This is a genomic window from Pseudomonas sp. AL10 (assembly GCF_029960685.1).
Taxonomy (GTDB): Bacteria; Pseudomonadota; Gammaproteobacteria; order Pseudomonadales; family Pseudomonadaceae; genus Aquipseudomonas; species Aquipseudomonas lactis.
This window is the reverse complement of sequence record NZ_JASBQZ010000017.1, coordinates 14,925-38,476: the sequence shown is the minus strand read 5'-3', so window position 1 is coordinate 38,476 and position 23,552 is coordinate 14,925. Positions and strand designations below refer to the sequence as shown.

The following is a 23,552-nucleotide window of genomic DNA, read 5'->3' as shown; positions in this document are numbered from 1 at the left end:
CATCATTTACGCCCGCCGTGCGAGGCCATCTTGGACAAGATCCTGATTCGTGGGGCTAGAACCCACAACCTGAAGAACATCGACCTGACCCTGCCCCGGGACAAACTGATCGTCATCACCGGCTTGTCCGGCTCCGGCAAATCGTCCCTGGCGTTCGACACGCTGTATGCCGAAGGTCAGCGTCGCTATGTGGAATCGCTGTCGGCCTACGCCCGGCAGTTCCTGTCGATGATGGAAAAGCCCGATGTCGACACCATTGAAGGCCTGTCGCCGGCTATTTCCATCGAGCAGAAGTCCACGTCCCACAACCCGCGCTCTACCGTGGGTACCATTACCGAGATCTACGACTACCTGCGCCTGCTCTACGCACGCGTGGGTATCCCCCGTTGCCCGGACCACGATATCCCCCTGGAAGCCCAGACCGTCAGCCAGATGGTCGACCTGGTGCTGGCCCAGCCCGAAGGCGCCAAGCTGATGCTGCTGGCGCCCGTCATTCGCGAGCGCAAGGGTGAACACCTGTCGGTCTTCGAAGAGCTGCGGGCCCAGGGCTTCGTGCGAGCGCGCATCAACGGCAAGCTCTACGAGCTGGATGAAGCGCCGAAGCTGGACAAGCAGAAAAAGCACTCCATTGATGTGGTGGTGGACCGATTCAAGGTGCGCGCCGACCTGCAGCAGCGTTTGGCGGAATCGTTCGAAACCGCGCTGAAGCTGGCCGATGGCATTGCCCTGGTAGCGCCGATGGATGACGAGCCGGGCGAAGAGATCATCTTCTCCGCGCGTTTCGCCTGCCCGATTTGTGGCCATGCCATCAGTGAGCTGGAACCCAAGCTGTTTTCCTTCAACAACCCGGCCGGCGCCTGCCCGACCTGCGACGGCCTGGGTGTGAAGCAGTTTTTCGATATCAAGCGCCTGGTCAATGGCGAACTGACCTTGGCCGAGGGTGCGATACGCGGCTGGGACAGGCGTAACGTCTACTACTTCCAGATGCTTGGGTCGCTGGCGTCCCACTACAAGTTCAGCCTGGAAGTGCCGTTCAACCAATTGCCGGCAGACCAGCAGAAGGTCATTCTCAATGGCAGCGGTTCTCAGAACGTCGACTTCAAGTACCTGAACGACCGTGGCGATATCGTCAAGCGCTCGCACCCGTTCGAAGGCATCGTGCCGAACCTGGAACGCCGCTACCGCGAAACCGAATCGGCGAGCGTGCGCGAGGAGTTGGCGAAATTCCTCAGCACACAGCCTTGCCCGGATTGCCGTGGCACGCGTCTGCGCCGTGAAGCCCGGCATGTATGGGTAGGCGAGAAGACCCTGCCGGCAGTGACCAACCTGCCGATCGGCGATGCCTGTGAATACTTTGGCGTGCTGAAGCTGACCGGTCGTCGCGGGGAAATTGCCGACAAGATCCTCAAAGAGATTCGCGAGCGATTGCAGTTCCTGGTTAACGTGGGCTTGGACTATCTGTCGCTGGACCGCAGCGCCGACACCTTGTCCGGCGGTGAGGCACAGCGCATTCGCCTGGCCAGCCAGATTGGCGCCGGTCTTGTGGGCGTGCTGTATATCCTCGACGAGCCGTCGATTGGCTTGCACCAACGCGATAACGACCGCCTGCTGGGCACGCTCAAACACCTGCGCGATATCGGCAATACCGTAATCGTGGTCGAGCATGATGAAGACGCTATCCGCCTGGCGGACTACGTGGTCGATATCGGCCCCGGCGCGGGCGTGCATGGCGGCCATATCGTTGCTGAAGGCACGCCTGCCGAGGTGATGGCACATCCTGACTCACTGACCGGCAAATACTTGTCCGGCCGTGTGAAGATTGAAGTGCCCGCCAAGCGAACGCCGCGTAACAAGAAGATGGCGCTGCATCTCAAGGGCGCGCGCGGCAACAACCTGCGCAATGTCGACCTGGAGATTCCGCTGGGCCTGCTGACCTGCGTGACCGGTGTTTCCGGTTCGGGCAAGTCGACGCTGATCAACAACACCCTGTTCCCCCTGAGTGCCACCGCCCTTAACGGCGCGACCACCCTGGAAGCAGCGGCCCACGACAGCATCAAGGGCCTGGAGCATCTGGACAAGGTGGTCGATATCGACCAGAGCCCGATTGGGCGTACGCCGCGTTCAAACCCAGCCACCTACACCGGGCTGTTTACGCCTATCCGTGAGTTGTTCGCTGGCGTGCCAGAGTCGCGCTCACGAGGTTATGGGCCAGGCCGGTTCTCGTTCAACGTCAAGGGCGGGCGCTGTGAAGCGTGCCAGGGCGATGGCCTGATCAAGGTGGAGATGCACTTCTTGCCGGACATCTACGTGCCGTGCGATGTGTGCAAGAGCAAGCGCTACAACCGCGAGACCCTGGAGATCAAGTACAAGGGCAAGAGCATTCACGAGACCCTGGAAATGACCATCGAGGAAGCTCGCGAGTTCTTCGACGCAGTGCCGGCGTTGGCGCGCAAACTGCAGACGCTGATGGATGTGGGCCTGTCGTACATCAAGCTGGGGCAGTCCGCGACCACGCTGTCAGGTGGCGAGGCGCAACGGGTCAAGCTGTCTCGCGAGCTGTCCAAGCGCGATACTGGCAAAACCTTGTACATCCTCGATGAGCCGACCACTGGCCTGCACTTTGCGGATATCCAGCAGTTGCTGGACGTACTCCACCGCTTGCGGGACCACGGCAATACCGTGGTGGTGATCGAGCACAACCTTGATGTGATCAAGACGGCCGACTGGCTGGTAGACCTGGGGCCGGAAGGTGGCTCGAAGGGTGGCCAGATCATCGCAGTGGGCACGCCGGAGCAGGTTTCCGAAATGCCTCAGTCGCACACCGGTTACTACCTGAAACCATTGCTGGAACGCGATCGGGCCTGATCTTTTCATCGTCCAATAAAAAGCCCCTGTCACTTTGCGGTGACAGGGGCTTTTTATAGCCGGGAATCAGAACTGCGATTGCAGGTAATTCTCCAGGCCGATCAGCTTGATCAGGCCCAACTGCTTTTCCAGCCAGTAGGTGTGATCTTCTTCGGTGTCATTCAACTGCACCCGCAGTATTTCCCGGGTGACATAGTCGTTGTGCTGCTCGCAAAGCTCGATGCCCTTGCAGAGTGCGGCACGGACCTTGTACTCAAGGCGAAGATCGGCAGCGAGCATGTCAGGCACTGTGGTACCCACGTCCAGATCATCAGGACGCATACGCGGCGTGCCTTCGAGCATCAGGATACGGCGCATCAGGGCGTCAGCGTGCTGTGCTTCTTCTTCCATCTCGTGGTTGATACGCTCGTAGAGCTCAGTAAAGCCCCAGTCTTCGTACATACGCGAATGGATGAAATATTGGTCACGAGCTGCCAGTTCGCCCGTCAGCAACGTGTTGAGGTAATCGATTACGTCGGGGTGACCTTGCATCGCCCTACATCTCCCTGCTTGAAAGACTGTAGTTTGAACCATGCTGACTTGAAGGTCACGGGACAAACGGCAGAAAAGTGAAGATTTCCGGAGAAAAGTAGCTGAAATAACGCAAAAACCGCCCAAATGAGGGCGGTTCTGCTTATCGTTTAGAGTCAGTTAAGCGATACACCCAGTGCCTTTGCGATTGCTTCTCCATAAGCCGGGTCAGCCTTATAGAAGTGCTGCAGTTGACGCTGGACCACGTCGCTGGAAACGCCACCCATAGCACCGGCGATGTTATTGGTGAGCAGGGCTTTCTGCTCATCATTCATCAGACGGAACAGCGCACCGGCGTGGCTGTAGTAGTCCGTGTCTTCACGATGATCGTAGCGATCAGCGGCGCCGCTCAGGGCCAGTGCCGGCTCTGCATACTGCGGGGCTTGTTTCGGTGCATCGGCATAGCTGTTTGGCTCGTAGTTCGGAGCCGCACCGCCGTTACTACCGAAAGCCATGGAGCCGTCACGCTGGTAGCTGTTAACCGGGCTACGTGGCGCGTTCACCGGCAGTTGCTGGTGGTTGGTGCCCACACGGTAGCGGTGCGCATCAGCGTAGGCGAAGACCCGGCCTTGCAGCATGCGGTCCGGCGACAGGCCAACGCCTGGGACCATATTGCTTGGGCCAAATGCGGCCTGCTCGACTTCGGCGAAGTAGTTCTGCGGATTACGATTGAGCTCCAACTCACCCACTTCAATCAAAGGGAATTCTTTTTGCGACCAGGTCTTGGTCACGTCAAACGGGTTCTCGTAATGAGCGTTTGCTTGAGCCTCAGTCATGATCTGGATGCAGACGCGCCACTTGGGGAAATCACCGCGTTCGATTGCACCAAACAGATCACGCTGGGCGTAGTCAGGGTCGGTACCCGCCAAGCGGGCAGCCTCGGCCGGCGCCAGGTTCTTGATGCCTTGCTTGGTCTTGTAGTGCCACTTCACCCAATGACGCTCGCCCTGGGCGTTGATCAGACTGTAAGTGTGGCTGCCGAAGCCATGCATGTGACGGTAGCCGTCTGGAATGCCACGGTCTGAAAACAGAATGGTGACCTGGTGCAGCGCCTCCGGGGAATGCGACCAGAAATCCCACATCATTTGTGCGCTTTTCAGATTGCTTTGGGGCAGACGCTTCTGGGTGTGGATAAAGTCCGGGAATTTCAGCGGGTCACGGATAAAGAACACAGGGGTGTTGTTACCGACGATGTCCCAGTTGCCTTCCTCGGTGTAGAACTTCAAGGCGAAGCCACGTGGATCGCGCTCAGTGTCAGCCGAACCACGCTCACCGCCTACGGTAGAAAAACGCAGGAACGTAGGCGTCTGCTTGCCAACGGACTCGAACAACTTGGCGCTGGTGTACTGGGTAATGTCTTTAGTTACAGTGAAGGTACCGTAGGCGCCCGAACCTTTGGCGTGCACGCGACGCTCAGGGATATTTTCACGGTTGAAGTGAGCGAGCTTCTCGATCAGGTGGAAATCGTCGAGCAACAAGGGGCCACGTGGGCCGGCGGAACGTGAGTTCTGGTTGTCCGCAACGGGTGCGCCGCTGGCGGTGGTAAGGACTTTATTCTGGCTCATGCGCAATCTTCCTCAGGTCGGACTTGGAACTGCCGGCTAATCGGCTTGGAGGGAGTATTGACCATCCACATGGCACCTACAAATTCATTAAATTGTAGGCATCAATAGAAAATAACTACCAACATACCCAACGCTCATAGTGAAGCGTGTCGCTTGAGGATTCTTGTACGCAGCGCGCTTTTGTTACGCGCACAAAAAACCGGGCACTAGGCCCGGTTTTTCGTTGCAGCTTGTCGTCTTACTCGGCGCTTACAGCTTCGCCGGCAGTAGCACGATCAACCAACTCGACGTACGCCATAGGCGCGTTGTCGCCAGCGCGGAAACCGCACTTGAGGATGCGCAGGTAGCCACCCTCACGGGTAGCGTAACGCTTGCCCAGGTCGTTGAAGAGCTTACCAACGATAGCTTTCGAACGAGTACGGTCGAAAGCCAGACGGCGGTTAGCCAGGCTGTCTGTCTTGGCCAAAGTGATCAGCGGCTCAGCAACGCGACGCAGTTCTTTAGCTTTCGGCAGTGTAGTTTTGATCAGCTCGTGCTCGAACAGCGACACCGCCATGTTTTGGAACATGGCCTTGCGGTGCGAGCTGGTACGGCTCAGGTGACGACCACTTTTACGATGACGCATGGTTCATTCCTTACCAAACTCACGTTCGGTGATTACGACGATCAGGCAGTCGCCTTGTCGTCCTTCTTAAGACTTGCAGGCGGCCAGTTGTCGAGGCGCATGCCGAGGGACAGACCGCGGGAGGCCAGAACGTCCTTGATTTCAGTCAAGGATTTCTTGCCCAGGTTCGGAGTCTTCAACAGTTCTACTTCGGTGCGCTGGATCAGGTCACCGATGTAGTAAATGTTTTCCGCCTTAAGGCAGTTAGCCGAACGTACAGTCAGTTCCAGATCGTCAACCGGGCGAAGCAGGATCGGATCGATCTCGTCTTCCTGCTCGATTACCACTGGTTCGCTGTCACCTTTGAGGTCGACGAACGCAGCCAACTGCTGTTGCAGAATGGTTGCAGCGCGGCGGATAGCCTCTTCAGGATCCAGGGTACCGTTGGTTTCCAGATCAATAACCAGCTTGTCCAGGTTAGTACGCTGCTCGACACGGGCGTTTTCCACCACGTATGCGATACGGCGAACCGGGCTGAACGAAGAGTCAAGCTGCAAGCGACCAATGCTGCGGCTTTCGTCTTCATCGCTCTGACGCGAGTCGGCCGGTTCATAACCACGACCACGAGCTACAGTGAGCTTCATGTTCAGGGCGCCGTTAGACGCCAGGTTAGCGATTACGTGATCGGGGTTAACGATCTCGACATCATGATCCAGCTGAATATCGGCAGCGGTAACCACCCCCGAACCCTTCTTCGACAAGGTCAGCGTAACTTCGTCACGGCCGTGCAGCTTGATAGCCAGACCTTTAAGGTTCAACAGGATTTCAATTACGTCTTCCTGTACACCTTCGATGGCGCTGTACTCGTGGAGCACACCGTCAATCTCGGCCTCGACTACTGCACAGCCGGGCATTGAGGACAACAGGATGCGGCGCAGCGCGTTGCCCAGGGTGTGGCCAAAACCACGCTCGAGAGGCTCGAGAGTAATTTTGGCGCGGGTTGGACTGACAACCTGCACATCAATGTGGCGGGGTGTCAGGAACTCATTTACCGAAATCTGCATGGATGCACCTATTTTCTAGCCCTTACTTGGAGTAGAGCTCGACAATCAGGCTTTCGTTGATGTCGGCGGACAGATCACTGCGAGCAGGAACGTTCTTGAAAACGCCCGACTTCTTCTCAGTGTCTACTTCTACCCATTCTACGCGGCCACGTTGGGCACACAGATCGAGAGCTTGGACAATGCGAAGTTGGTTTTTTGCTTTCTCGCGAACTGCGACCACGTCACCAGCACGAACCTGGTAGGACGGAACGTTTACGGTCTGACCGTTAACGCTGATCGACTTGTGCGATACCAGCTGACGGGATTCGGCACGAGTCGAACCAAAGCCCATACGGTATACAACGTTGTCCAGACGGCATTCGAGCAGTTGCAGCAGGTTTTCACCGGTTGCACCTTTCTTGCCAGCAGCTTCTTTGTAGTAGCCGCTGAACTGACGCTCGAGAACGCCGTAGATACGACGGACCTTCTGCTTTTCACGCAGTTGGGTGCCGTAGTCGGACTGGCGACCGCGGCGTTGGCCGTGGATACCAGGTGCTGCTTCAATGTTGCACTTCGATTCGATCGCGCGCACGCCGCTCTTCAGGAAGAGATCGGTGCCTTCGCGACGAGCGAGTTTGCATTTTGGACCAATGTAACGAGCCATTCTTTACAATCTCCTGGATTACACGCGGCGCTTCTTCGGCGGACGGCACCCGTTGTGCGGGATTGGCGTCACGTCGGTGATGCTGGCGATCTTATAGCCACAGCCGTTCAAAGCACGGACAGCAGACTCACGACCTGGACCTGGACCCTTGACGTTAACGTCGAGGTTTTTCAGGCCATATTCCAGCGCAGCTTGACCAGCACGTTCAGCAGCTACTTGAGCAGCAAACGGGGTGGACTTGCGGGAACCGCGGAAACCCGAACCACCGGAGGTAGCCCAAGAAAGCGCGTTACCTTGACGGTCGGTGATGGTCACGATGGTGTTGTTAAAAGATGCATGGATGTGGGCGATGCCATCAACCACTGTCTTTTTAACTTTTTTACGAGGACGAGCAGCAGGTTTTGCCATGATAATTTTCCTGTCGATTCGCTGGGGCGATTACTTGCGGATCGGCTTACGCGGACCTTTACGGGTACGCGCGTTAGTCTTGGTACGCTGACCGCGTACTGGAAGACCACGACGATGACGCAGACCGCGATAGCAACCGAGGTCCATCAAACGCTTGATTTTCATGTTGATTTCGCGACGCAGGTCACCTTCAGTGGTGAACTTCGCCACTTCGCCACGCAGCTGTTCAATCTGCTCGTCGCTCAGATCCTTGATCTTAGCGGCTGGGTTTACCCCAGCGACTGCGCAAATTTTCTGCGCAGTAGTGCGACCAACACCATAGATGTAGGTCAGCGAGATAACAGTGTGCTTGTTATCTGGAATGTTAACGCCTGCAATACGGGCCATTCAGTGGGACTCCAATTGACAGCTACCTACGCCCCGGAAGCCAAGAAATAGGGCGCGAGATAATATCGCTGTAATAACAAATAATCAACCCGGCAGCGCACTAGCTGCCGGGCTTCAAGCGGATCACACTCAGCCTTGGCGCTGTTTGTGACGCGGTTCCGCGCTGCAAATTACTCGAACAACACCTTCGCGGCGAATAATCTTGCAGTTACGGCACAGCTTTTTCACCGATGCACGAACTTTCATCACCAACTCCTCGAACCTTATGGGGTACTCAGCGCAACATGCCGCTGCCGTAGCCCTTCAGGTTGGCTTTCTTCATCAGGGATTCGTACTGGTGCGAAACGAGGTGCGATTGTACTTGGGACATGAAGTCCATCACAACCACGACCACGATCAGCAACGAGGTCCCGCCAAGGTAGAACGGAACGTTTGCTGCAACCACCAGGAACTGGGGCAACAGGCACACGGCCGTCATATATAGAGCACCGAACAGGGTCAAACGAGTCAGAACGCCATCAATGTAGCGTGCCGACTGCTCACCTGGACGGATGCCCGGAATAAAGGCACCGGACTTCTTCAGGTTTTCCGCTACGTCTTTCGGATTGAACATCAACGCCGTATAGAAGAAGCAGAAGAAAATAATCCCTGCACTAAACAGCAGAATATTCAACGGCTGACCAGGAGCGATCGACTGAGAGAGGTCCTGCAGCCAGCCCATATTTTCAGACTGACCAAACCAGGTACCCAACGAAGCCGGAAACAGCAAGATGCTGCTCGCGAAAATTGCCGGAATAACACCGGCCATATTCACTTTCAGCGGCAAGTGGCTGGTCTGCGCAGCAAAGACCTTACGGCCCTGCTGACGCTTGGCGTAGTGAACAGCAATACGACGCTGGCCACGCTCAATGAACACCACAAAACCGATAATCGCTACTGCCAGCAAACCGATGGCAACCAAGGCGAAGATATTGATATCACCCTGACGCGCAGACTCGAAAGACTGCCCGATTGCTCTCGGAAGACCGGCGACGATACCTGCGAAAATCAACATCGAGATACCGTTGCCAACACCACGCTCAGTAATCTGCTCACCCAGCCACATCATGAACATCGCACCAGCCACAAACGTGGATACTGCGACGAAATGGAAGCCAAAGTCACCAGTGAACGCAACGCCCTGCCCGGCCAGGCCAACGGACATGCCGATAGCTTGAACCAGGGCGAGGACGACAGTGCCGTAGCGGGTGTACTGGCTAATCTTGCGACGGCCAGCTTCACCTTCCTTCTTCAACTGCTCCAGCTGCGGGCTGACGGCTGTCATCAGTTGCATGATGATCGATGCCGAAATGTACGGCATGATCCCCAGTGCAAAGATGCTCATCCGCTCCAGCGCGCCGCCGGAAAACATGTTGAACAAGCTAAGAATGGTCCCCTCATTCTGTCGAAACAGGTCTGCGAGTCGGTCCGGGTTGATACCTGGAACCGGGATGTGTGCGCCTATTCGGTAGACGATAATCGCCAGGAACAGAAAACGCAGACGAGCCCAAAGTTCAGACATACCGCCTTTGCCGAGCGCTGAGAGAGCACCTTGCTTAGCCATTTATTCCTCGAACTTGCCGCCAGCTGCTTCGATAGCCGAACGCGCACCTTTGGTGGCGCCGATTCCCTTGCCGATAGTGACAGCGCGAGTCACTTCACCGGACAGCATGATTTTCACACGCTGTACGTTGACGTTGATCACGTTGGCATCTTTCAGGGTCTGCACAGTAACGATGTCGCCTTCCACTTTAGCCAGCTCGGACAGACGCACTTCTGCGCGGTCCATGGCTTTCAGGGATACGAAACCGAACTTAGGCAGGCGACGATGCAGCGGCTGTTGACCGCCTTCAAAGCCTGGAGCAATGGTGCCACCGGAGCGGGAGGTTTGACCCTTGTGGCCACGGCCACCGGTCTTACCCAAACCACTACCGATACCACGGCCCGGACGATGCTTTTCGCGACGGGAACCCGGCGCTGGACTCAGATCATTGAGTTTCATCGATTAACCCTCTACACGCAGCATGTAGTAAGCCTTGTTGATCATCCCGCGATTCTCGGGAGTATCCTGGACTTCTACAGTGTGACCGATGCGACGCAGACCCAAACCTTTAACGCACAATTTGTGGTTAGGGATGCGGCCGGTCATGCTTTTGATCAGCGTTACTTTAACGGTAGCCATGATCAGAAGATCTCCTTGACAGTCAGACCACGCTTGGCAGCGATGGACTCAGGAGATTGCATAGCCTTCAGACCCTTGAAAGTGGCGTGAACCACGTTTACTGGGTTAGTCGAGCCGTAGCACTTGGCCAGAACGTTCTGAACGCCAGCAACTTCGAGGACAGCACGCATAGCGCCGCCAGCGATGATACCGGTACCTTCAGAAGCAGGCTGCATGTACACCTTCGAAGCGCCGTGAGCGGACTTCATTGCGTACTGCAGAGTGGTGCCGTTCAGATCAACTTGGATCATGTTGCGACGAGCAGCTTCCATTGCCTTCTGGATCGCAGCAGGCACTTCACGTGACTTGCCACGGCCGAAGCCAACACGCCCTTTACCATCACCTACCACGGTCAACGCGGTGAAAGTGAAGATACGGCCGCCTTTAACGGTTTTGGCTACGCGGTTAACTTGAACCAGCTTCTCAATGTAGCCTTCGTCGCGCTTTTGGTCGTTATTTGACATAACTTAGAACTCCAGCCCAGCTTCACGAGCAGCATCAGCCAGCGCTTTCACGCGACCGTGGTACTTGAAGCCAGAGCGGTCGAAAGCCACTTGCGAGACGCCAGCGGCCTTAGCACGCGTAGCGACCAGCTGGCCAACCTTTGTGGCCGCGTCGATGTTGCCAGTGGCACCATCACGCAGTTCTTTATCCAAAGTCGAGGCGCTTGCCAGGACTTTGTTGCCGTCGGCCGAGATGACCTGGGCGTAGATGTGCTGCGACGAGCGGAACACGCAGAGACGCACGACTTCGAGTTCGTGCATTTTCAGGCGTGCTTTGCGAGCGCGACGCAGTCGAGTAACTTTTTTGTCGGTCATTTGCTATGCCCTACTTCTTCTTGGCTTCTTTACGACGGACGACTTCGTCCGCGTAGCGCACACCTTTGCCTTTGTACGGCTCTGGTGGACGGAAGTCGCGGATCTCAGCGGCCACTTGACCTACCAGCTGCTTATCGATGCCCTTGATCAGGATATCGGTCTGGCTAGGAGTCTCAGCAGTGATGCCCGCTGGCAGTTCGTAATCCACTGGGTGCGAGAAGCCAAGGGCAAGGTTCAAAACCGTGCCTTTTGCTTGCGCTTTGTAACCAACACCGACCAGCTGGAGCTTACGCTCGAAGCCTTGGCTTACGCCTTGGACCATGTTGTTTACCAACGCACGCGTGGTACCGGCCATTGCGCGAGTTTGTTGATCGCCATTGCGAGCAGCGAAACGCAGCTCACCAGCTTCCTCAACGATCTCAACGGACGAATGGATGTTCAGTTCAAGAGTACCCTTGGCACCCTTCACCGAAAGCTGTTGGCCTGCGAATTTGACTTCGACACCGGCTGGCAGCTTAACGGGGTTCTTAGCGACGCGAGACATGCTTATCCCCCCTTAGAACACAGTGCAAAGAACTTCGCCGCCGACACCGGCAGCGCGCGCAGCACGATCCGTCATCACACCTTTGTTGGTGGAGACGATAGACACGCCCAGACCGCCACGAACTTTCGGCAGATCTTCAGCGGACTTGTACTGACGCAGGCCTGGACGGCTAACGCGCTTCACTTCCTCGATGACCGAACGGCCTTCGAAGTACTTCAGCTCGATGGACAGCAGTGGTTTGATTTCGCTGCTGATCTGATAACCCGCAATGTAGCCTTCGTCTTTCAGGACTTTGGCAACAGCTACCTTCAACTTGGAAGATGGCATGCTTACGACGGACTTTTCAGCCATCTGGGCATTACGGATACGAGTTAGCATGTCCGCTAACGGGTCCTGCATACTCATGGGCTAGACGCTCCTAATACAAAAAAATTAGCCTTGCGGCTACATATGTCGCCGAGAATCTCCGAGCACAAAAAACACGGGCTCAGGCGAGCCGCGTATTTTAGACATACTCCAGAAATGAAACAAGCCCCAAAAGGGGCTTGATCCAGATTCAAGGTCACCGGCGGTCAGTATCTTGCGATTCCGACCACCTGGACGTTGAAAGTACTTACCAGCTGGCTTTAACCAGACCTGGTACGTCACCACGCATTGCCGCTTCACGCAGTTTGTTACGGCCGAGGCCGAACTTGCGGTAAACGCCGTGTGGACGACCGGTCAGGCGGCAGCGGTTACGCATGCGCGAAGCGCTTGCGTCACGTGGCTGCTTCTGCAGAGCAACTGTAGCTTCCCAACGTGCTTCTGGACTTGCGTTCAGATCAACGATGATTGCTTTCAGTGCTGCACGCTTCTTGGCGTACTTGGCAACCGTGAGCTGACGCTTCAGCTCGCGGTTTTTCATGCTCATCTTGGCCATGGTCCTACTCCAATCAGTTGCGGAACGGGAATTTGAAAGCACGCAGCAGGGCGCGACCTTCATCATCGTTCTTGGCAGTGGTGGTCAGGGTGATGTCCAGACCGCGGAGAGCATCGATCTTGTCGTAGTCGATTTCCGGGAAGATGATCTGCTCTTTCACGCCCATGCTGTAGTTACCACGACCATCGAAGGACTTGGCATTCAGGCCGCGGAAGTCGCGAACCCGAGGCAGGGAGATCGACAGCAGACGATCCAGGAATTCGTACATACGCTCACGGCGCAGAGTCACTTTGACGCCGATCGGCCAACCTTCACGGACTTTAAAGCCAGCGATGGATTTCCGAGCGTAAGTCACAACGACTTTTTGACCGGTGATCTTTTCCAGGTCGGCAACAGCGTGCTCGATGACTTTTTTGTCGCCGATCGCTTCGCCCAGACCCATGTTCAGGGTGATTTTGGTAACGCGCGGAACTTCCATCACGTTCCCGAGCTTAAGTTCTTCCTTAAGCTTAGGGGCGATTTCCTTCCGGTAAATCTCTTGTAGTCGTGCCATGGTCTAATCTACCTAGCAGTGTTCAAGCATCAACCGCTTTTTGGGTCGACTTGAAGACACGAATTTTCTTACCGTCTTCTACTTTGAAACCAACGCGGTCAGCCTTGTTGGTTTCGCCGTTGAAGATGGCGACGTTAGAAGCATCCAGCGGAGCTTCTTTCTCGACGATACCGCCCTGCACGCCCGACATCGGGTTAGGCTTGGTATGACGCTTGACCAGGTTCAGACCACCGATAACCAGACGGTTATTAGCGAGAACCTTAAGCACCTTACCGCGCTTACCTTTGTCTTTGCCGGCGATCACGATGATCTCGTCGTCACGACGAATCTTTTGCATGTCGGATCTCCTTACAGCACTTCTGGGGCGAGCGAGACGATCTTCATGAACTTCTCAGTACGAAGTTCACGGGTCACTGGCCCAAAGATACGGGTGCCGATCGGCTCTTGCTTGTTGTTCAGAAGAACAGCAGCGTTGCCATCAAAGCGGATAATGGAGCCATCAGCACGACGTACGCCGTGACGAGTGCGGACTACAACAGCAGTCATCACTTGGCCTTTTTTCACCTTACCGCGAGGAATTGCTTCCTTCACGGTAACTTTGATGATGTCACCGATACCAGCGTAACGACGATGGGAGCCACCCAGCACCTTGATGCACATAACACGGCGAGCGCCGCTGTTATCGGCCACATCGAGCATGGATTGAGTCTGAATCATATAATTTCTCCGACCCCTAGTCCTTAGACTTCCACAGCGCGTTCGAGAACATCAACCAGTGCCCAAGACTTGGTCTTGGCCATCGGACGAGTTTCACGAATAGTGACTTTGTCGCCGATGTGGCACTGATTGGTTTCGTCGTGCGCGTGCAGCTTAGTCGAACGCTTAACGTATTTACCGTAGATCGGGTGCTTAACGCGACGCTCGATCAAAACGGTGATGGTTTTGTCCATCTTGTCGCTGACAACACGGCCAGTCAGCGTACGGACAGTCTTTTCGGCTTCAGCCATGATCACTTACCTGCCTGCTGGTTGAGCACAGTCTTCACGCGAGCGATGTCACGCTTAACTTGCGAGAGCAGATGAGACTGCCCCAACTGGCCAGTTGCTTTCTGCATACGCAGATTGAACTGGTCGCGCAGCAGGCCGAGCAGTTGCTCGTTCAGCTGCTGTGCGGATTTTTCACGAAGTTCATTCGCTTTCATCACATCACCGTCCGTTTAACAAAGGAGGTGGCGAGCGGCAGCTTTGCAGCAGCCAGGGCGAAAGCCTCACGCGCCAGCTCTTCAGAAACACCCTCGATTTCATACAGGACTTTGCCTGGCTGAATCTGGGCTACCCAGTATTCCACGTTACCCTTACCTTTACCCATCCGAACCTCGAGAGGTTTTTTGGAGATCGGCTTGTCCGGGAATACACGGATCCAGATCTTGCCGCCACGTTTTACGTGACGGGTCAGAGCACGACGCGCTGACTCGATCTGACGAGCGGTGAGACGACCACGAGCTACAGACTTCAACGCGAACTCGCCGAAGCTGACTTTGCTACCGCGCTGAGCCAGACCACGGTTGTGGCCTGTCATCTGCTTGCGGAACTTCGTACGCTTAGGTTGCAACATTTGGCGTACCCCTTACTTAGCAGCTTTTTTACGAGGCGCTGGTGCTTGTGGTTTCAGTTCTTCTTGGCGACCACCAATTACTTCGCCTTTGAAGATCCAAACCTTTACACCGATCACACCGTAAGTGGTGTGAGCTTCGTAGTTGGCATAGTCGATGTCGGCACGCAGGGTGTGCAGTGGCACACGACCTTCGCGATACCATTCAGTACGTGCGATTTCAGCACCGCCGAGACGACCGCTCACTTGGATTTTGATGCCTTTGGCACCAATGCGCATGGCGTTCTGTACGGCGCGCTTCATAGCGCGACGGAACATTACGCGACGCTCCAGCTGCTGAGCTACGCTCTGCGCAACCAGCATACCGTCGAGCTCCGGCTTGCGGATCTCTTCGATATTGATGTGCACAGGCACACCCATTTGCTTGGTCAGGTCCTGACGCAGTTTCTCAACATCTTCACCTTTCTTCCCGATAACGATACCTGGACGAGCGGTGTGGATGGTGATACGTGCAGTTTGGGCCGGACGATGGATATCGATACGGCTTACGGACGCGCTTTTTAGTTTGTCTTGGAGATACTCACGCACCTTCAGATCAGCGAACAAATAGTCCGCATAAGTCCGACCGTCTGCGTACCAGACGGAGGTGTGCTCCTTGACGATTCCCAGGCGAATGCCAATGGGATGTACTTTCTGACCCATCTCTTCGACTCCGTTACTTGTCAGCAACCTTGACAGTGATATGGCAAGACCGCTTGACGATGCGATCAGCACGGCCTTTGGCACGTGGCATGATGCGCTTCAGCGAACGCCCTTCGTTGACGAAAACGGTGCTGACCTTCAGGTCATCAACGTCTGCGCCTTCGTTATGCTCGGCGTTGGCTACGGCCGACTCCAGCACTTTCTTCATGATCTCGGCGGCTTTCTTACTGCTGAAAGCCAACAGGTTGAGCGCTTCGCCCACCTTCTTCCCGCGGATCTGGTCGGCGACCAAGCGGGCTTTCTGGGCGGAGATTCGAGCGCCCGACAACTTAGCGGCTACTTCCATTTCCTAACCCCTTAACGCTTGGCTTTCTTGTCTGCCACGTGCCCACGATAAGTGCGGGTACCGGCAAACTCGCCCAGTTTGTGGCCGACCATGTCTTCGTTAACGAGAACTGGGACGTGTTGACGACCGTTGTGTACTGCGATGGTCAAACCGACCATTTGTGGCAGGATCATCGAACGACGCGACCAGGTTTTAACTGGTTTGCGATCGTTCTTTTCCGCCGCCACTTCGATCTTCTTCAGTAGGTGAAGATCAATAAAAGGACCTTTTTTCAGAGAACGTGGCACTGTCGTATCCCTCTATTTACTTGCGACGACGGACGATCATTTTGTCGGTACGCTTATTACCACGAGTCTTCGCGCCCTTAGTCGGGAAGCCCCATGGCGATACCGGATGACGACCACCAGAGGTACGACCTTCACCACCACCGTGTGGGTGGTCAACCGGGTTCATGGCAACACCACGAACGGTTGGGCGAACGCCACGCCAGCGTTTGGCACCAGCTTTACCCAACGAACGCAGGCTGTGCTCGGAGTTCGAGACTTCGCCCAGGGTCGCACGGCATTCAGCCAGTACTTTACGCATCTCACCAGAACGCAGACGCAGGGTCACGTAGACACCTTCACGAGCGATCAGCTGAGCCGAAGCACCAGCGGAACGAGCGATCTGTGCGCCTTTACCTGGCTTCAATTCGATGCCGTGTACGGTGCTACCAACTGGAATGTTACGCAGTTGCAGAGCGTTGCCCGGCTTGATCGGTGCCAGAGCACCTGCGATCAGCTGGTCGCCAGCACTCACGCCTTTAGGGGCGATGATGTAGCGACGCTCGCCATCTGCGTACAGCAGCAGAGCGATGTGAGCAGTACGGTTTGGATCGTATTCGATACGCTCGACAGTGGCAGCGATGCCATCTTTGTCGTTGCGACGGAAGTCGACCAGACGATAATGCTGCTTATGGCCACCACCGATGTGACGAGTGGTAATGCGACCATTGTTGTTACGACCACCAGACTTCGATTTTTTCTCGAGCAGCGGTGCGTGAGGAGCGCCTTTATGCAGCTCCTGGTTGACCACCTTGACCACAAAACGGCGGCCAGGGGAAGTCGGTTTGCATTTAACGATTGCCATGATGCACCCCTTCCTTACTCAGCACTGCTGCTGAAATCGAGATCTTGGCCTGGCTGAAGGGAGATAACTGCCTTCTTCCAGTCATTACGCTTGCCCAGACCGCGAGCAGTGCGCTTGCTCTTACCCAGAACATTCAGGGTAGTAACACGCTCTACTTTCACGCTGAACAGGCTTTCGACGGCCTTCTTGATTTCCAGCTTGGTTGCGTCAGTTGCAACCTTGAAAACGAACTGGCCTTTCTTGTCAGCCAGAACCGTAGCCTTTTCGGAAACGTGCGGGCCAAGCAGAACTTTAAATACGCGTTCCTGGTTCATCCCAGCAGCTCCTCGAATTTCTTCACGGCCGACACGGTGATCAACACCTTGTCGTATGCGATCAGACTAACTGGATCGGAACCTTGCACGTCACGTACATCAACGTGTGGCAGGTTGCGAGCAGCCAGGTACAGGTTCTGATCAACAGCTTCGGACACGATCAAAACGTCGGTCAGGCTCATGTTGTTCAGTTTGCCCAGCAGATCTTTGGTTTTTGGACTTTCAACAGCGAAGTCCTGAACCACGACCAGACGATCAGTACGCACGAGTTCAGCAAGGATGGAGCGCAGTGCTGCGCGGTACATCTTCTTGTTGAGCTTCTGAGAGTGATCCTGTGGACGAGCTGCGAAAGTGGTACCGCCGCCACGCCAGATTGGGCTACGGATAGTACCGGCACGAGCACGGCCAGTGCCTTTCTGACGCCAAGGGCGCTTACCGCCACCACGTACGTCGGAACGGGTCTTTTGCTGCTTGCTACCTTGACGGCCGCCGGCCATGTAGGCCACGACTGCTTGGTGAACGAGCGTCTCGTTGAATTCGCCGCCAAATGTCAGTTCGGAAACTTCGATCGCTTGAGCGTCATTTACATTTAATTGCATGTCAGCTTCCCCTTAACCGCGAGCCTTGGCCGCTGGACGTACAACCAGGTTGCCGCCAGTAGCGCCAGGAACAGCACCCTTGACCAACAACAGATTGCGTTCAGCGTCGACGCGCACTACTTCGAGGGACTGCACGGTCACGCGCTCAGCGCCCATATGACCGGACATTTTTTTGCCCTTGAATACACGACCAGGAGTCTGGCACTGGCCAATAGAGCCCGGGACGCGGTGGGAAACGGAGTTACCGTGAGTGTTGTCTTGACCACGGAAATTCCAACGCTTGATCGTACCCTGGAAGCCTTTACCTTTGGACTGACCGGTCACATCGACCAGTTGACCAGCGGCGAAGATTTCAGCGTTGATCAGATCGCCAGCCTGGTAGTCGCCGTCTTCAAGACGGAACTCCATGACAGTACGACCAGCTGCAACGTTTGCTTTAGCGAAGTGACCTGCTTGAGCAGCAGTCACGCGCGAAGCACGACGCTCGCCGACAGTGACTTGCACTGCACGATAGCCATCGGTCTCTTCAGTTTTGAACTGGGTGACGCGATTCGGTTCGATCTCAATGACCGTGACCGGAATGGAGACACCTTCTTCGGTGAAAATACGGGTCATACCGCATTTACGACCGACTACACCAATAGTCATGTTGTAAACCTCATGAGTGTACGGGGCTTTCACCCGCTATGGCCGCCCATTTCAGAGCGTTACACGACTAAGACCCAAGTCTTAGCCGAGGCTGATCTGTACTTCCACACCGGCCGCCAGATCGAGCTTCATAAGTGCATCAACGGTTTTATCCGTTGGCTGGACGATGTCCAGTACGCGCTTATGAGTACGGATCTCGTACTGGTCACGCGCGTCTTTGTTGACGTGCGGGGAGACCAGAACGGTGAACCGCTCTTTACGGGTAGGCAGTGGAATTGGACCACGCACTTGAGCACCAGTACGTTTCGCGGTTTCCACGATTTCCTGGGTGGATTGGTCGATCAGGCGATGGTCAAAAGCCTTCAACCTGATACGGATTTGCTGATTTTGCATTGGATTTCAGACTCCGGCTGCTATTCCCACCGGGCGCAATACGCCCGTTAAAAGGAGGCGCAATTCTATAGACGCCCTAGATAGGTGTCAACCCAATAAAAAAGCCCCCGCTAAGCGGGGGCTTTCTCAAAACATCAAAGCTCACTCAAAAGAGAGATTACTCGATGATTTTAGCTACAACGCCAGCACCAACGGTACGGCCGCCTTCACGGATTGCGAAACGCAGACCGTCTTCCATAGCGATGGTTTTGATCAGGGTGACAACCATTTTGATGTTGTCGCCTGGCATTACCATTTCTACGCCTTCCGGCAGTTCGCAGTTACCAGTCACGTCAGTAGTACGGAAGTAGAACTGTGGACGGTAGCCTTTGAAGAACGGAGTGTGACGACCGCCTTCTTCTTTGCTCAGCACGTACACTTCAGCTTCGAACTTGGTGTGCGGCTTAACCGAACCTGGCTTGACCAGAACCTGGCCACGCTCAACGTCGTCACGCTTGGTACCACGAAGCAGAACGCCGCAGTTCTCGCCAGCACGACCTTCGTCGAGCAGCTTACGGAACATTTCAACACCGGTGCAGGTGGTGACGGTAGTGTCACGCAGACCAACGATTTCCAGTGGATCTTGAACCTTGACGATACCGCGCTCGATACGACCAGTTACAACAGTACCGCGACCAGAGATCGAGAATACGTCTTCGATTGGCATCAGGAACGGCTTGTCGATAACACGGACTGGATCTGGGATGTAGCTGTCCAGAGTCTCAACCAGTTTACGAACGGACGTGGTGCCCATTTCGTTGTCGTCTTTGCCTTCCAGAGCCATACGAGCAGAACCGATGATGATCGGAGTGTCGTCGCCTGGGAAGTCGTAAGTGCTCAGCAGATCGCGCACTTCCATCTCAACCAGTTCCAGCAGCTCAGCGTCGTCTACCAGGTCAGCCTTGTTCAGGTAAACCACGATGTACGGAACGCCTACCTGACGGGACAGCAGGATGTGCTCACGGGTTTGTGGCATCGGACCATCAGCGGCCGAGCAAACCAGGATTGCGCCGTCCATCTGGGCAGCACCGGTGATCATGTTCTTCACATAGTCAGCGTGACCTGGGCAGTCAACGTGAGCGTAGTGACGGATCAGCGAGTTGTATTCAACGTGCGCGGTGTTGATGGTGATACCACGAGCTTTCTCTTCTGGCGCGCTGTCGATTTTATCGAAATCAACGATTGCGGAACCGAATACTTCGGAGCAAACGCGAGTCAGAGCAGCAGTCAGAGTGGTTTTACCGTGGTCAACGTGACCGATGGTGCCAACGTTGACGTGCGGTAGGGAACGATCAAATTTTTCTTTAGCCACGACAATTAACTCCTTGCCTAAAGGACTGAATCAGCCTTGTTTTTTGGATACAGTTTCAGCGATGTGCGCCGGAGCTGTGTTGTATTTTTTGAATTCCATAGAGTAGCTTGCGCGACCCTGAGACATGGAACGAACGTCGGTCGCATAACCGAACATCTCGCCCAACGGAACCTCGGCGCGAATCACTTTGCCGGAAACCGTGTCTTCCATACCCAAGATCATGCCGCGACGACGGTTAAGGTCGCCCATGACATCACCCATATAGTCTTCAGGTGTAACAACTTCTACCGCCATGATTGGCTCAAGCAACTCACCACCGCCCTTCTGGGCCAGTTGCTTGGTTGCCATGGAAGCAGCCACCTTAAACGCCATCTCGTTGGAGTCGACGTCGTGGTAAGAACCGTCAAAAACGGTTGCTTTCAGGCCGATCAGCGGATAGCCGGCAACAACACCGTTCTTCATCTGCTCTTCGATACCCTTCTGGATAGCAGGGATGTATTCCTTAGGAACAACACCGCCTACTACTTCGTTCACGAATTGCAGACCTTCCTGACCTTCGTCAGCAGGAGCAAAACGGATCCAGCAGTGACCGAACTGACCACGACCGCCGGACTGACGAACGAACTTGCCTTCGATTTCACAGTTCTTCGTGATGCGCTCACGATAGGAAACCTGAGGCTTACCGATGTTGGCTTCGACGTTGAACTCACGGCGCATCCGGTCAACCAGGATGTCCAGGTGCAGCTCGCCCATGCCGGAGATGATCGTTTGACCAGTCTCTTCATCAGTCTTGACGCGGAAAGATGGATCTTCCTGAGCAAGCTTGCCCAGAGCGATACCCATTTTTTCCTGGTCATCCTTGGTCTTAGGCTCTACGGCAACCGAAATAACCGGCTCCGGGAAGTCCATGCGAACCAGGATGATTGGCTTGGCAGCGTCGCACAAAGTCTCACCAGTGGTGACGTCCTTCATGCCGATCAGGGCCGCGATGTCACCAGCGCGTACTTCCTTGATCTCTTCACGGGCGTTTGCGTGCATTTGCACCATACGACCCACGCGCTCTTTCTTGCCTTTAACCGAGTTGATCACGCCGTCGCCGGAGGCCAACACGCCCGAGTAAACGCGGACGAAGGTCAAAGTACCCACGAATGGGTCGGTAGCGATCTTGAACGCCAGAGCCGAGAACGGCTCGTTGTCATCGGCGTGACGCTCCATTTCTTCTTCCTCGTTATCAGGGTTGGAACCCTTGATAGCAGGAATGTCGGTTGGAGCAGGCAGGTAGTCGATAACGGCGTCGAGAACCAGGGGAACACCCTTGTTCTTGAACGAGGAACCGCAAACAGCCAAGACGATCTCACCAGCGATAGTACGCTGACGCAGAGCGGCCTTGATTTCCACGTTGGTGAGTTCTTCACCTTCGAGGTACTTGTTCATCAGCTCTTCGCTGGCTTCGGCGGCAGCCTCAACCATGTTGTTGCGCCACTCGTCAGCCAGCTCCTGAAGCTCTTCAGGGATAGGCTTACGAACAGGAACCATACCTTTGTCGGAATCATTCCAGTAAACAGCTTCCATGTTGATCAGATCGATCTGACCCTGGAAGTTGTCTTCGGAACCGATAGCCAACTGGATAGGCACCGGAGTGTGACCCAGACGCTGCTTGATCTGACCGATCACGCGCAGGAAGTTGGCACCAGCACGGTCCATCTTGTTTACATAAACAAGACGTGGAACGCCGTACTTGTTGGCTTGACGCCATACGGTTTCCGACTGAGGCTCAACGCCCGAGGTACCGCAGAACACAACGACAGCGCCATCGAGTACGCGCAGGGAACGTTCAACTTCAATGGTGAAGTCTACGTGGCCCGGGGTATCGATTACGTTGAAGCGATGCTCGTCTTTGTACTGCTTCTCGGAACCTTTCCAGAAGGCGGTAATAGCAGCAGAAGTAATGGTAATACCACGCTCCTGCTCCTGAACCATCCAGTCTGTGGTCGCGGCGCCGTCATGCACCTCGCCCATTTTGTGACTTTTGCCGGTGTAAAACAGTACGCGCTCGGTGGTGGTGGTTTTACCAGCATCCACGTGAGCGACGATACCGATGTTACGGTAGCGGCTAATCGGAGTAGTACGAGCCATAAAGCCCTCGCAAAATTAGTGAAGCTAAAATTAGAAGCGGTAGTGCGAGAAAGCTTTGTTGGCTTCAGCCATACGGTGCACGTCTTCACGCTTCTTAACAGCAGCACCTTTACCTTCAGCAGCGTCCAACAGTTCGCCGGCCAAACGCAGAGCCATAGACTTCTCGCCACGCTTACGGGCGAAGTCTACCAACCAGCGCATTGCCAGAGCGTTACGACGGGACGGGCGAACTTCAACCGGAACCTGGTAAGTAGCACCGCCTACACGGCGCGACTTCACTTCGACCAGCGGAGCGATGGCGTCGAGAGCTTTCTCGAAGATTTCCAGGGGGTCGCTGTTCTTGCGTTCTTTAACCTTTTCCAGCGCGCCATAAACGATACGCTCGGCAACGGCTTTCTTGCCGCTTTCCATCACGTGGTTCATGAACTTGGCCAGGATTTGGCTTCCGTATTTTGGATCGTCAAGCACTTCGCGCTTGGCTGCTACGCGTCTTCTTGGCATGGATAAGCCCTCAAACGGTCTTCAGGTTCGCTCGGAATCGGTGCCCTTTCGGGACGCCTCCGACCTTACTCTTATCGACTCAGAAAATAAGATGATTCAGGTTTACAAAAAGCCGCTACTACTTAGGCTTCTTGGTACCGTACTTCGAACGACCCTGGTTACGACCTTTAACGCCGGAAGTATCCAAAGAACCGCGTACGGTGTGATAACGAACACCTGGCAAGTCTTTTACACGACCGCCGCGGATCAGTACCACGCTGTGCTCTTGCAGGTTGTGGCCTTCACCGCCGATGTACGAGGAAACCTCGAAACCGTTGGTCAGACGCACACGGCATACTTTACGCAGTGCCGAGTTAGGTTTTTTCGGCGTGGTGGTATACACACGGGTGCATACGCCACGACGTTGCGGGCAGTTCTGCAGCGCAGGTACGTCGGATTTCTCGACGATACGCTTACGCGGCTGACGTACCAGCTGGTTGATAGTTGCCATCTACTAGCTCCACTGTTGTCTTGCGACGCTATTGTCTTGCAAGAAAAGCAAAATGGCAGGAACGAATTCCCGCCAAATTTAGGGGTACAAGAGTCTAAAGAGGATCTTGTCCCCAGTCAAGGCAAGGCCCCGA

Annotated in this window: 35 protein-coding genes; 1 reads left to right on the top strand and 34 read right to left on the bottom strand. The window is 55.2% G+C overall.

The features are described 5' to 3' along the window. The first annotated feature begins 30 nt into the window (after window positions 1–30). Complete coding sequence (uvrA, locus tag QK296_RS16985) at window positions 31–2,865, top strand: excinuclease ABC subunit UvrA (RefSeq protein WP_003194630.1); 2,835 nt, start codon at window positions 31–33, stop codon at window positions 2,863–2,865. 66 nt (window positions 2,866–2,931) lie between these two features. Here the strand turns inward: uvrA and bfr are convergent, their stop codons facing one another. The 34 genes from bfr to rpsL all read right to left on the bottom strand — a co-directional run bounded on the left by bfr (window position 2,932) and on the right by rpsL (window position 23,419). Next, on the bottom strand, window positions 2,932–3,396 hold the full coding sequence (gene bfr / locus QK296_RS16980; protein ID WP_003176400.1) for a bacterioferritin: 465 nt from the start codon (window positions 3,394–3,396) through the stop codon (window positions 2,932–2,934). Window positions 3,397–3,551: 155 nt separating this feature from the next. Next, window positions 3,552–5,000, bottom strand: coding sequence for a catalase (locus QK296_RS16975; protein ID WP_034133879.1), 1,449 nt, complete (start codon window positions 4,998–5,000; stop codon window positions 3,552–3,554). A 238-nt stretch (window positions 5,001–5,238) separates the two neighbouring features. Further along, window positions 5,239–5,625, bottom strand: coding sequence for a 50S ribosomal protein L17 (gene rplQ / locus QK296_RS16970; protein WP_003176402.1), 387 nt, complete (start codon window positions 5,623–5,625; stop codon window positions 5,239–5,241). A 41-nt stretch (window positions 5,626–5,666) separates the two neighbouring features. Then, on the bottom strand, window positions 5,667–6,668 hold the full coding sequence (rpoA, locus tag QK296_RS16965; protein WP_003176403.1) for a DNA-directed RNA polymerase subunit alpha: 1,002 nt from the start codon (window positions 6,666–6,668) through the stop codon (window positions 5,667–5,669). Between the two features lie 22 nt (window positions 6,669–6,690). Beyond that, complete coding sequence (rpsD, locus tag QK296_RS16960; RefSeq protein ID WP_003176404.1) at window positions 6,691–7,311, bottom strand: 30S ribosomal protein S4; 621 nt, start codon at window positions 7,309–7,311, stop codon at window positions 6,691–6,693. Window positions 7,312–7,329: 18 nt separating this feature from the next. Next, on the bottom strand, window positions 7,330–7,719 hold the full coding sequence (gene rpsK, locus QK296_RS16955; protein WP_002555466.1) for a 30S ribosomal protein S11: 390 nt from the start codon (window positions 7,717–7,719) through the stop codon (window positions 7,330–7,332). A 30-nt stretch (window positions 7,720–7,749) separates the two neighbouring features. After that, window positions 7,750–8,106 (bottom strand): 30S ribosomal protein S13, encoded by a 357-nt coding sequence (gene rpsM / locus QK296_RS16950; protein WP_003194635.1) that lies wholly within the window; start codon window positions 8,104–8,106, stop codon window positions 7,750–7,752. A gap of 129 nt (window positions 8,107–8,235) precedes the next feature. Next, the gene (rpmJ, locus tag QK296_RS16945) at window positions 8,236–8,352 is read right to left on the bottom strand and encodes a 50S ribosomal protein L36 (protein ID WP_002555468.1); all 117 of its coding nucleotides are present in this window, start codon (window positions 8,350–8,352) and stop codon (window positions 8,236–8,238) included. 28 nt (window positions 8,353–8,380) lie between these two features. Then, on the bottom strand, window positions 8,381–9,709 hold the full coding sequence (secY, locus tag QK296_RS16940; RefSeq protein ID WP_003194637.1) for a preprotein translocase subunit SecY: 1,329 nt from the start codon (window positions 9,707–9,709) through the stop codon (window positions 8,381–8,383). Continuing rightward, entirely contained in the window at window positions 9,710–10,147 is a 438-nt protein-coding gene (rplO, locus tag QK296_RS16935; RefSeq protein WP_003176407.1) for a 50S ribosomal protein L15, read from the bottom strand. It abuts the gene before it with no gap. Window positions 10,148–10,150: 3 nt separating this feature from the next. Beyond that, on the bottom strand, window positions 10,151–10,327 hold the full coding sequence (gene rpmD, locus QK296_RS16930) for a 50S ribosomal protein L30 (protein ID WP_003176408.1): 177 nt from the start codon (window positions 10,325–10,327) through the stop codon (window positions 10,151–10,153). Between the two features lie 2 nt (window positions 10,328–10,329). Then, entirely contained in the window at window positions 10,330–10,830 is a 501-nt protein-coding gene (rpsE, locus tag QK296_RS16925; RefSeq protein WP_003176409.1) for a 30S ribosomal protein S5, read from the bottom strand. A gap of 3 nt (window positions 10,831–10,833) precedes the next feature. Then, window positions 10,834–11,184: a 50S ribosomal protein L18 gene (gene rplR / locus QK296_RS16920; RefSeq protein ID WP_003186037.1), complete on the bottom strand. Its 351-nt coding sequence runs from the start codon at window positions 11,182–11,184 to the stop codon at window positions 10,834–10,836. A 10-nt stretch (window positions 11,185–11,194) separates the two neighbouring features. Then, window positions 11,195–11,728 (bottom strand): 50S ribosomal protein L6, encoded by a 534-nt coding sequence (gene rplF / locus QK296_RS16915; RefSeq protein WP_003194640.1) that lies wholly within the window; start codon window positions 11,726–11,728, stop codon window positions 11,195–11,197. A gap of 12 nt (window positions 11,729–11,740) precedes the next feature. Then, complete coding sequence (gene rpsH / locus QK296_RS16910; RefSeq protein ID WP_003176413.1) at window positions 11,741–12,133, bottom strand: 30S ribosomal protein S8; 393 nt, start codon at window positions 12,131–12,133, stop codon at window positions 11,741–11,743. Between the two features lie 208 nt (window positions 12,134–12,341). Further along, window positions 12,342–12,647 (bottom strand): 30S ribosomal protein S14, encoded by a 306-nt coding sequence (gene rpsN / locus QK296_RS16905; protein WP_003176414.1) that lies wholly within the window; start codon window positions 12,645–12,647, stop codon window positions 12,342–12,344. Window positions 12,648–12,660: 13 nt separating this feature from the next. Beyond that, window positions 12,661–13,200, bottom strand: coding sequence for a 50S ribosomal protein L5 (gene rplE, locus QK296_RS16900; protein WP_003194642.1), 540 nt, complete (start codon window positions 13,198–13,200; stop codon window positions 12,661–12,663). A gap of 22 nt (window positions 13,201–13,222) precedes the next feature. Further along, window positions 13,223–13,537, bottom strand: a complete 315-nt coding sequence (gene rplX / locus QK296_RS16895) for a 50S ribosomal protein L24 (RefSeq protein WP_003176416.1) — start codon at window positions 13,535–13,537, stop codon at window positions 13,223–13,225. Between the two features lie 11 nt (window positions 13,538–13,548). Beyond that, window positions 13,549–13,917: a 50S ribosomal protein L14 gene (rplN, locus tag QK296_RS16890; RefSeq protein WP_002555479.1), complete on the bottom strand. Its 369-nt coding sequence runs from the start codon at window positions 13,915–13,917 to the stop codon at window positions 13,549–13,551. Window positions 13,918–13,940: 23 nt separating this feature from the next. Beyond that, window positions 13,941–14,207: a 30S ribosomal protein S17 gene (gene rpsQ / locus QK296_RS16885; RefSeq protein ID WP_003194644.1), complete on the bottom strand. Its 267-nt coding sequence runs from the start codon at window positions 14,205–14,207 to the stop codon at window positions 13,941–13,943. Between the two features lie 2 nt (window positions 14,208–14,209). Beyond that, window positions 14,210–14,401, bottom strand: coding sequence for a 50S ribosomal protein L29 (rpmC, locus tag QK296_RS16880; protein WP_002555481.1), 192 nt, complete (start codon window positions 14,399–14,401; stop codon window positions 14,210–14,212). Continuing rightward, window positions 14,401–14,814 carry a 50S ribosomal protein L16 gene (gene rplP / locus QK296_RS16875; protein WP_003176421.1) on the bottom strand — a complete coding sequence of 138 codons (414 nt, stop codon included), beginning with the start codon at window positions 14,812–14,814 and terminating at the stop codon, window positions 14,401–14,403. The genes rpmC and rplP overlap by 1 nt, the downstream gene beginning before the upstream one ends. 12 nt (window positions 14,815–14,826) lie before the next feature. Continuing rightward, window positions 14,827–15,513, bottom strand: coding sequence for a 30S ribosomal protein S3 (gene rpsC, locus QK296_RS16870; protein WP_003176422.1), 687 nt, complete (start codon window positions 15,511–15,513; stop codon window positions 14,827–14,829). A 13-nt stretch (window positions 15,514–15,526) separates the two neighbouring features. Further along, window positions 15,527–15,859, bottom strand: a complete 333-nt coding sequence (gene rplV, locus QK296_RS16865; RefSeq protein ID WP_003103908.1) for a 50S ribosomal protein L22 — start codon at window positions 15,857–15,859, stop codon at window positions 15,527–15,529. Window positions 15,860–15,870: 11 nt separating this feature from the next. After that, entirely contained in the window at window positions 15,871–16,146 is a 276-nt protein-coding gene (rpsS, locus tag QK296_RS16860; protein ID WP_002555486.1) for a 30S ribosomal protein S19, read from the bottom strand. A 16-nt stretch (window positions 16,147–16,162) separates the two neighbouring features. Further along, window positions 16,163–16,987, bottom strand: a complete 825-nt coding sequence (gene rplB, locus QK296_RS16855) for a 50S ribosomal protein L2 (protein ID WP_003186055.1) — start codon at window positions 16,985–16,987, stop codon at window positions 16,163–16,165. Window positions 16,988–17,001: 14 nt separating this feature from the next. Continuing rightward, window positions 17,002–17,301 carry a 50S ribosomal protein L23 gene (rplW, locus tag QK296_RS16850; protein ID WP_002555488.1) on the bottom strand — a complete coding sequence of 100 codons (300 nt, stop codon included), beginning with the start codon at window positions 17,299–17,301 and terminating at the stop codon, window positions 17,002–17,004. After that, entirely contained in the window at window positions 17,298–17,900 is a 603-nt protein-coding gene (rplD, locus tag QK296_RS16845; protein WP_003176424.1) for a 50S ribosomal protein L4, read from the bottom strand. The genes rplW and rplD overlap by 4 nt, the downstream gene beginning before the upstream one ends. A 12-nt stretch (window positions 17,901–17,912) precedes the next feature. Then, window positions 17,913–18,548 carry a 50S ribosomal protein L3 gene (gene rplC, locus QK296_RS16840; protein ID WP_003194649.1) on the bottom strand — a complete coding sequence of 212 codons (636 nt, stop codon included), beginning with the start codon at window positions 18,546–18,548 and terminating at the stop codon, window positions 17,913–17,915. Window positions 18,549–18,629: 81 nt separating this feature from the next. After that, window positions 18,630–18,941, bottom strand: a complete 312-nt coding sequence (gene rpsJ / locus QK296_RS16835) for a 30S ribosomal protein S10 (RefSeq protein WP_003186070.1) — start codon at window positions 18,939–18,941, stop codon at window positions 18,630–18,632. 157 nt (window positions 18,942–19,098) lie between these two features. Beyond that, entirely contained in the window at window positions 19,099–20,292 is a 1,194-nt protein-coding gene (tuf, locus tag QK296_RS16830) for an elongation factor Tu (RefSeq protein WP_003176426.1), read from the bottom strand. 30 nt (window positions 20,293–20,322) lie between these two features. Continuing rightward, the gene (gene fusA, locus QK296_RS16825) at window positions 20,323–22,428 is read right to left on the bottom strand and encodes an elongation factor G (protein WP_003194651.1); all 2,106 of its coding nucleotides are present in this window, start codon (window positions 22,426–22,428) and stop codon (window positions 20,323–20,325) included. Window positions 22,429–22,458: 30 nt separating this feature from the next. Continuing rightward, a complete protein-coding gene (rpsG, locus tag QK296_RS16820) occupies window positions 22,459–22,929 on the bottom strand; it encodes a 30S ribosomal protein S7 (protein WP_002555493.1) in 471 nt (156 codons plus the stop codon). Between the two features lie 118 nt (window positions 22,930–23,047). Further along, entirely contained in the window at window positions 23,048–23,419 is a 372-nt protein-coding gene (gene rpsL / locus QK296_RS16815; RefSeq protein WP_002555494.1) for a 30S ribosomal protein S12, read from the bottom strand. Window positions 23,420–23,552: the final 133 nt, after the last annotated feature.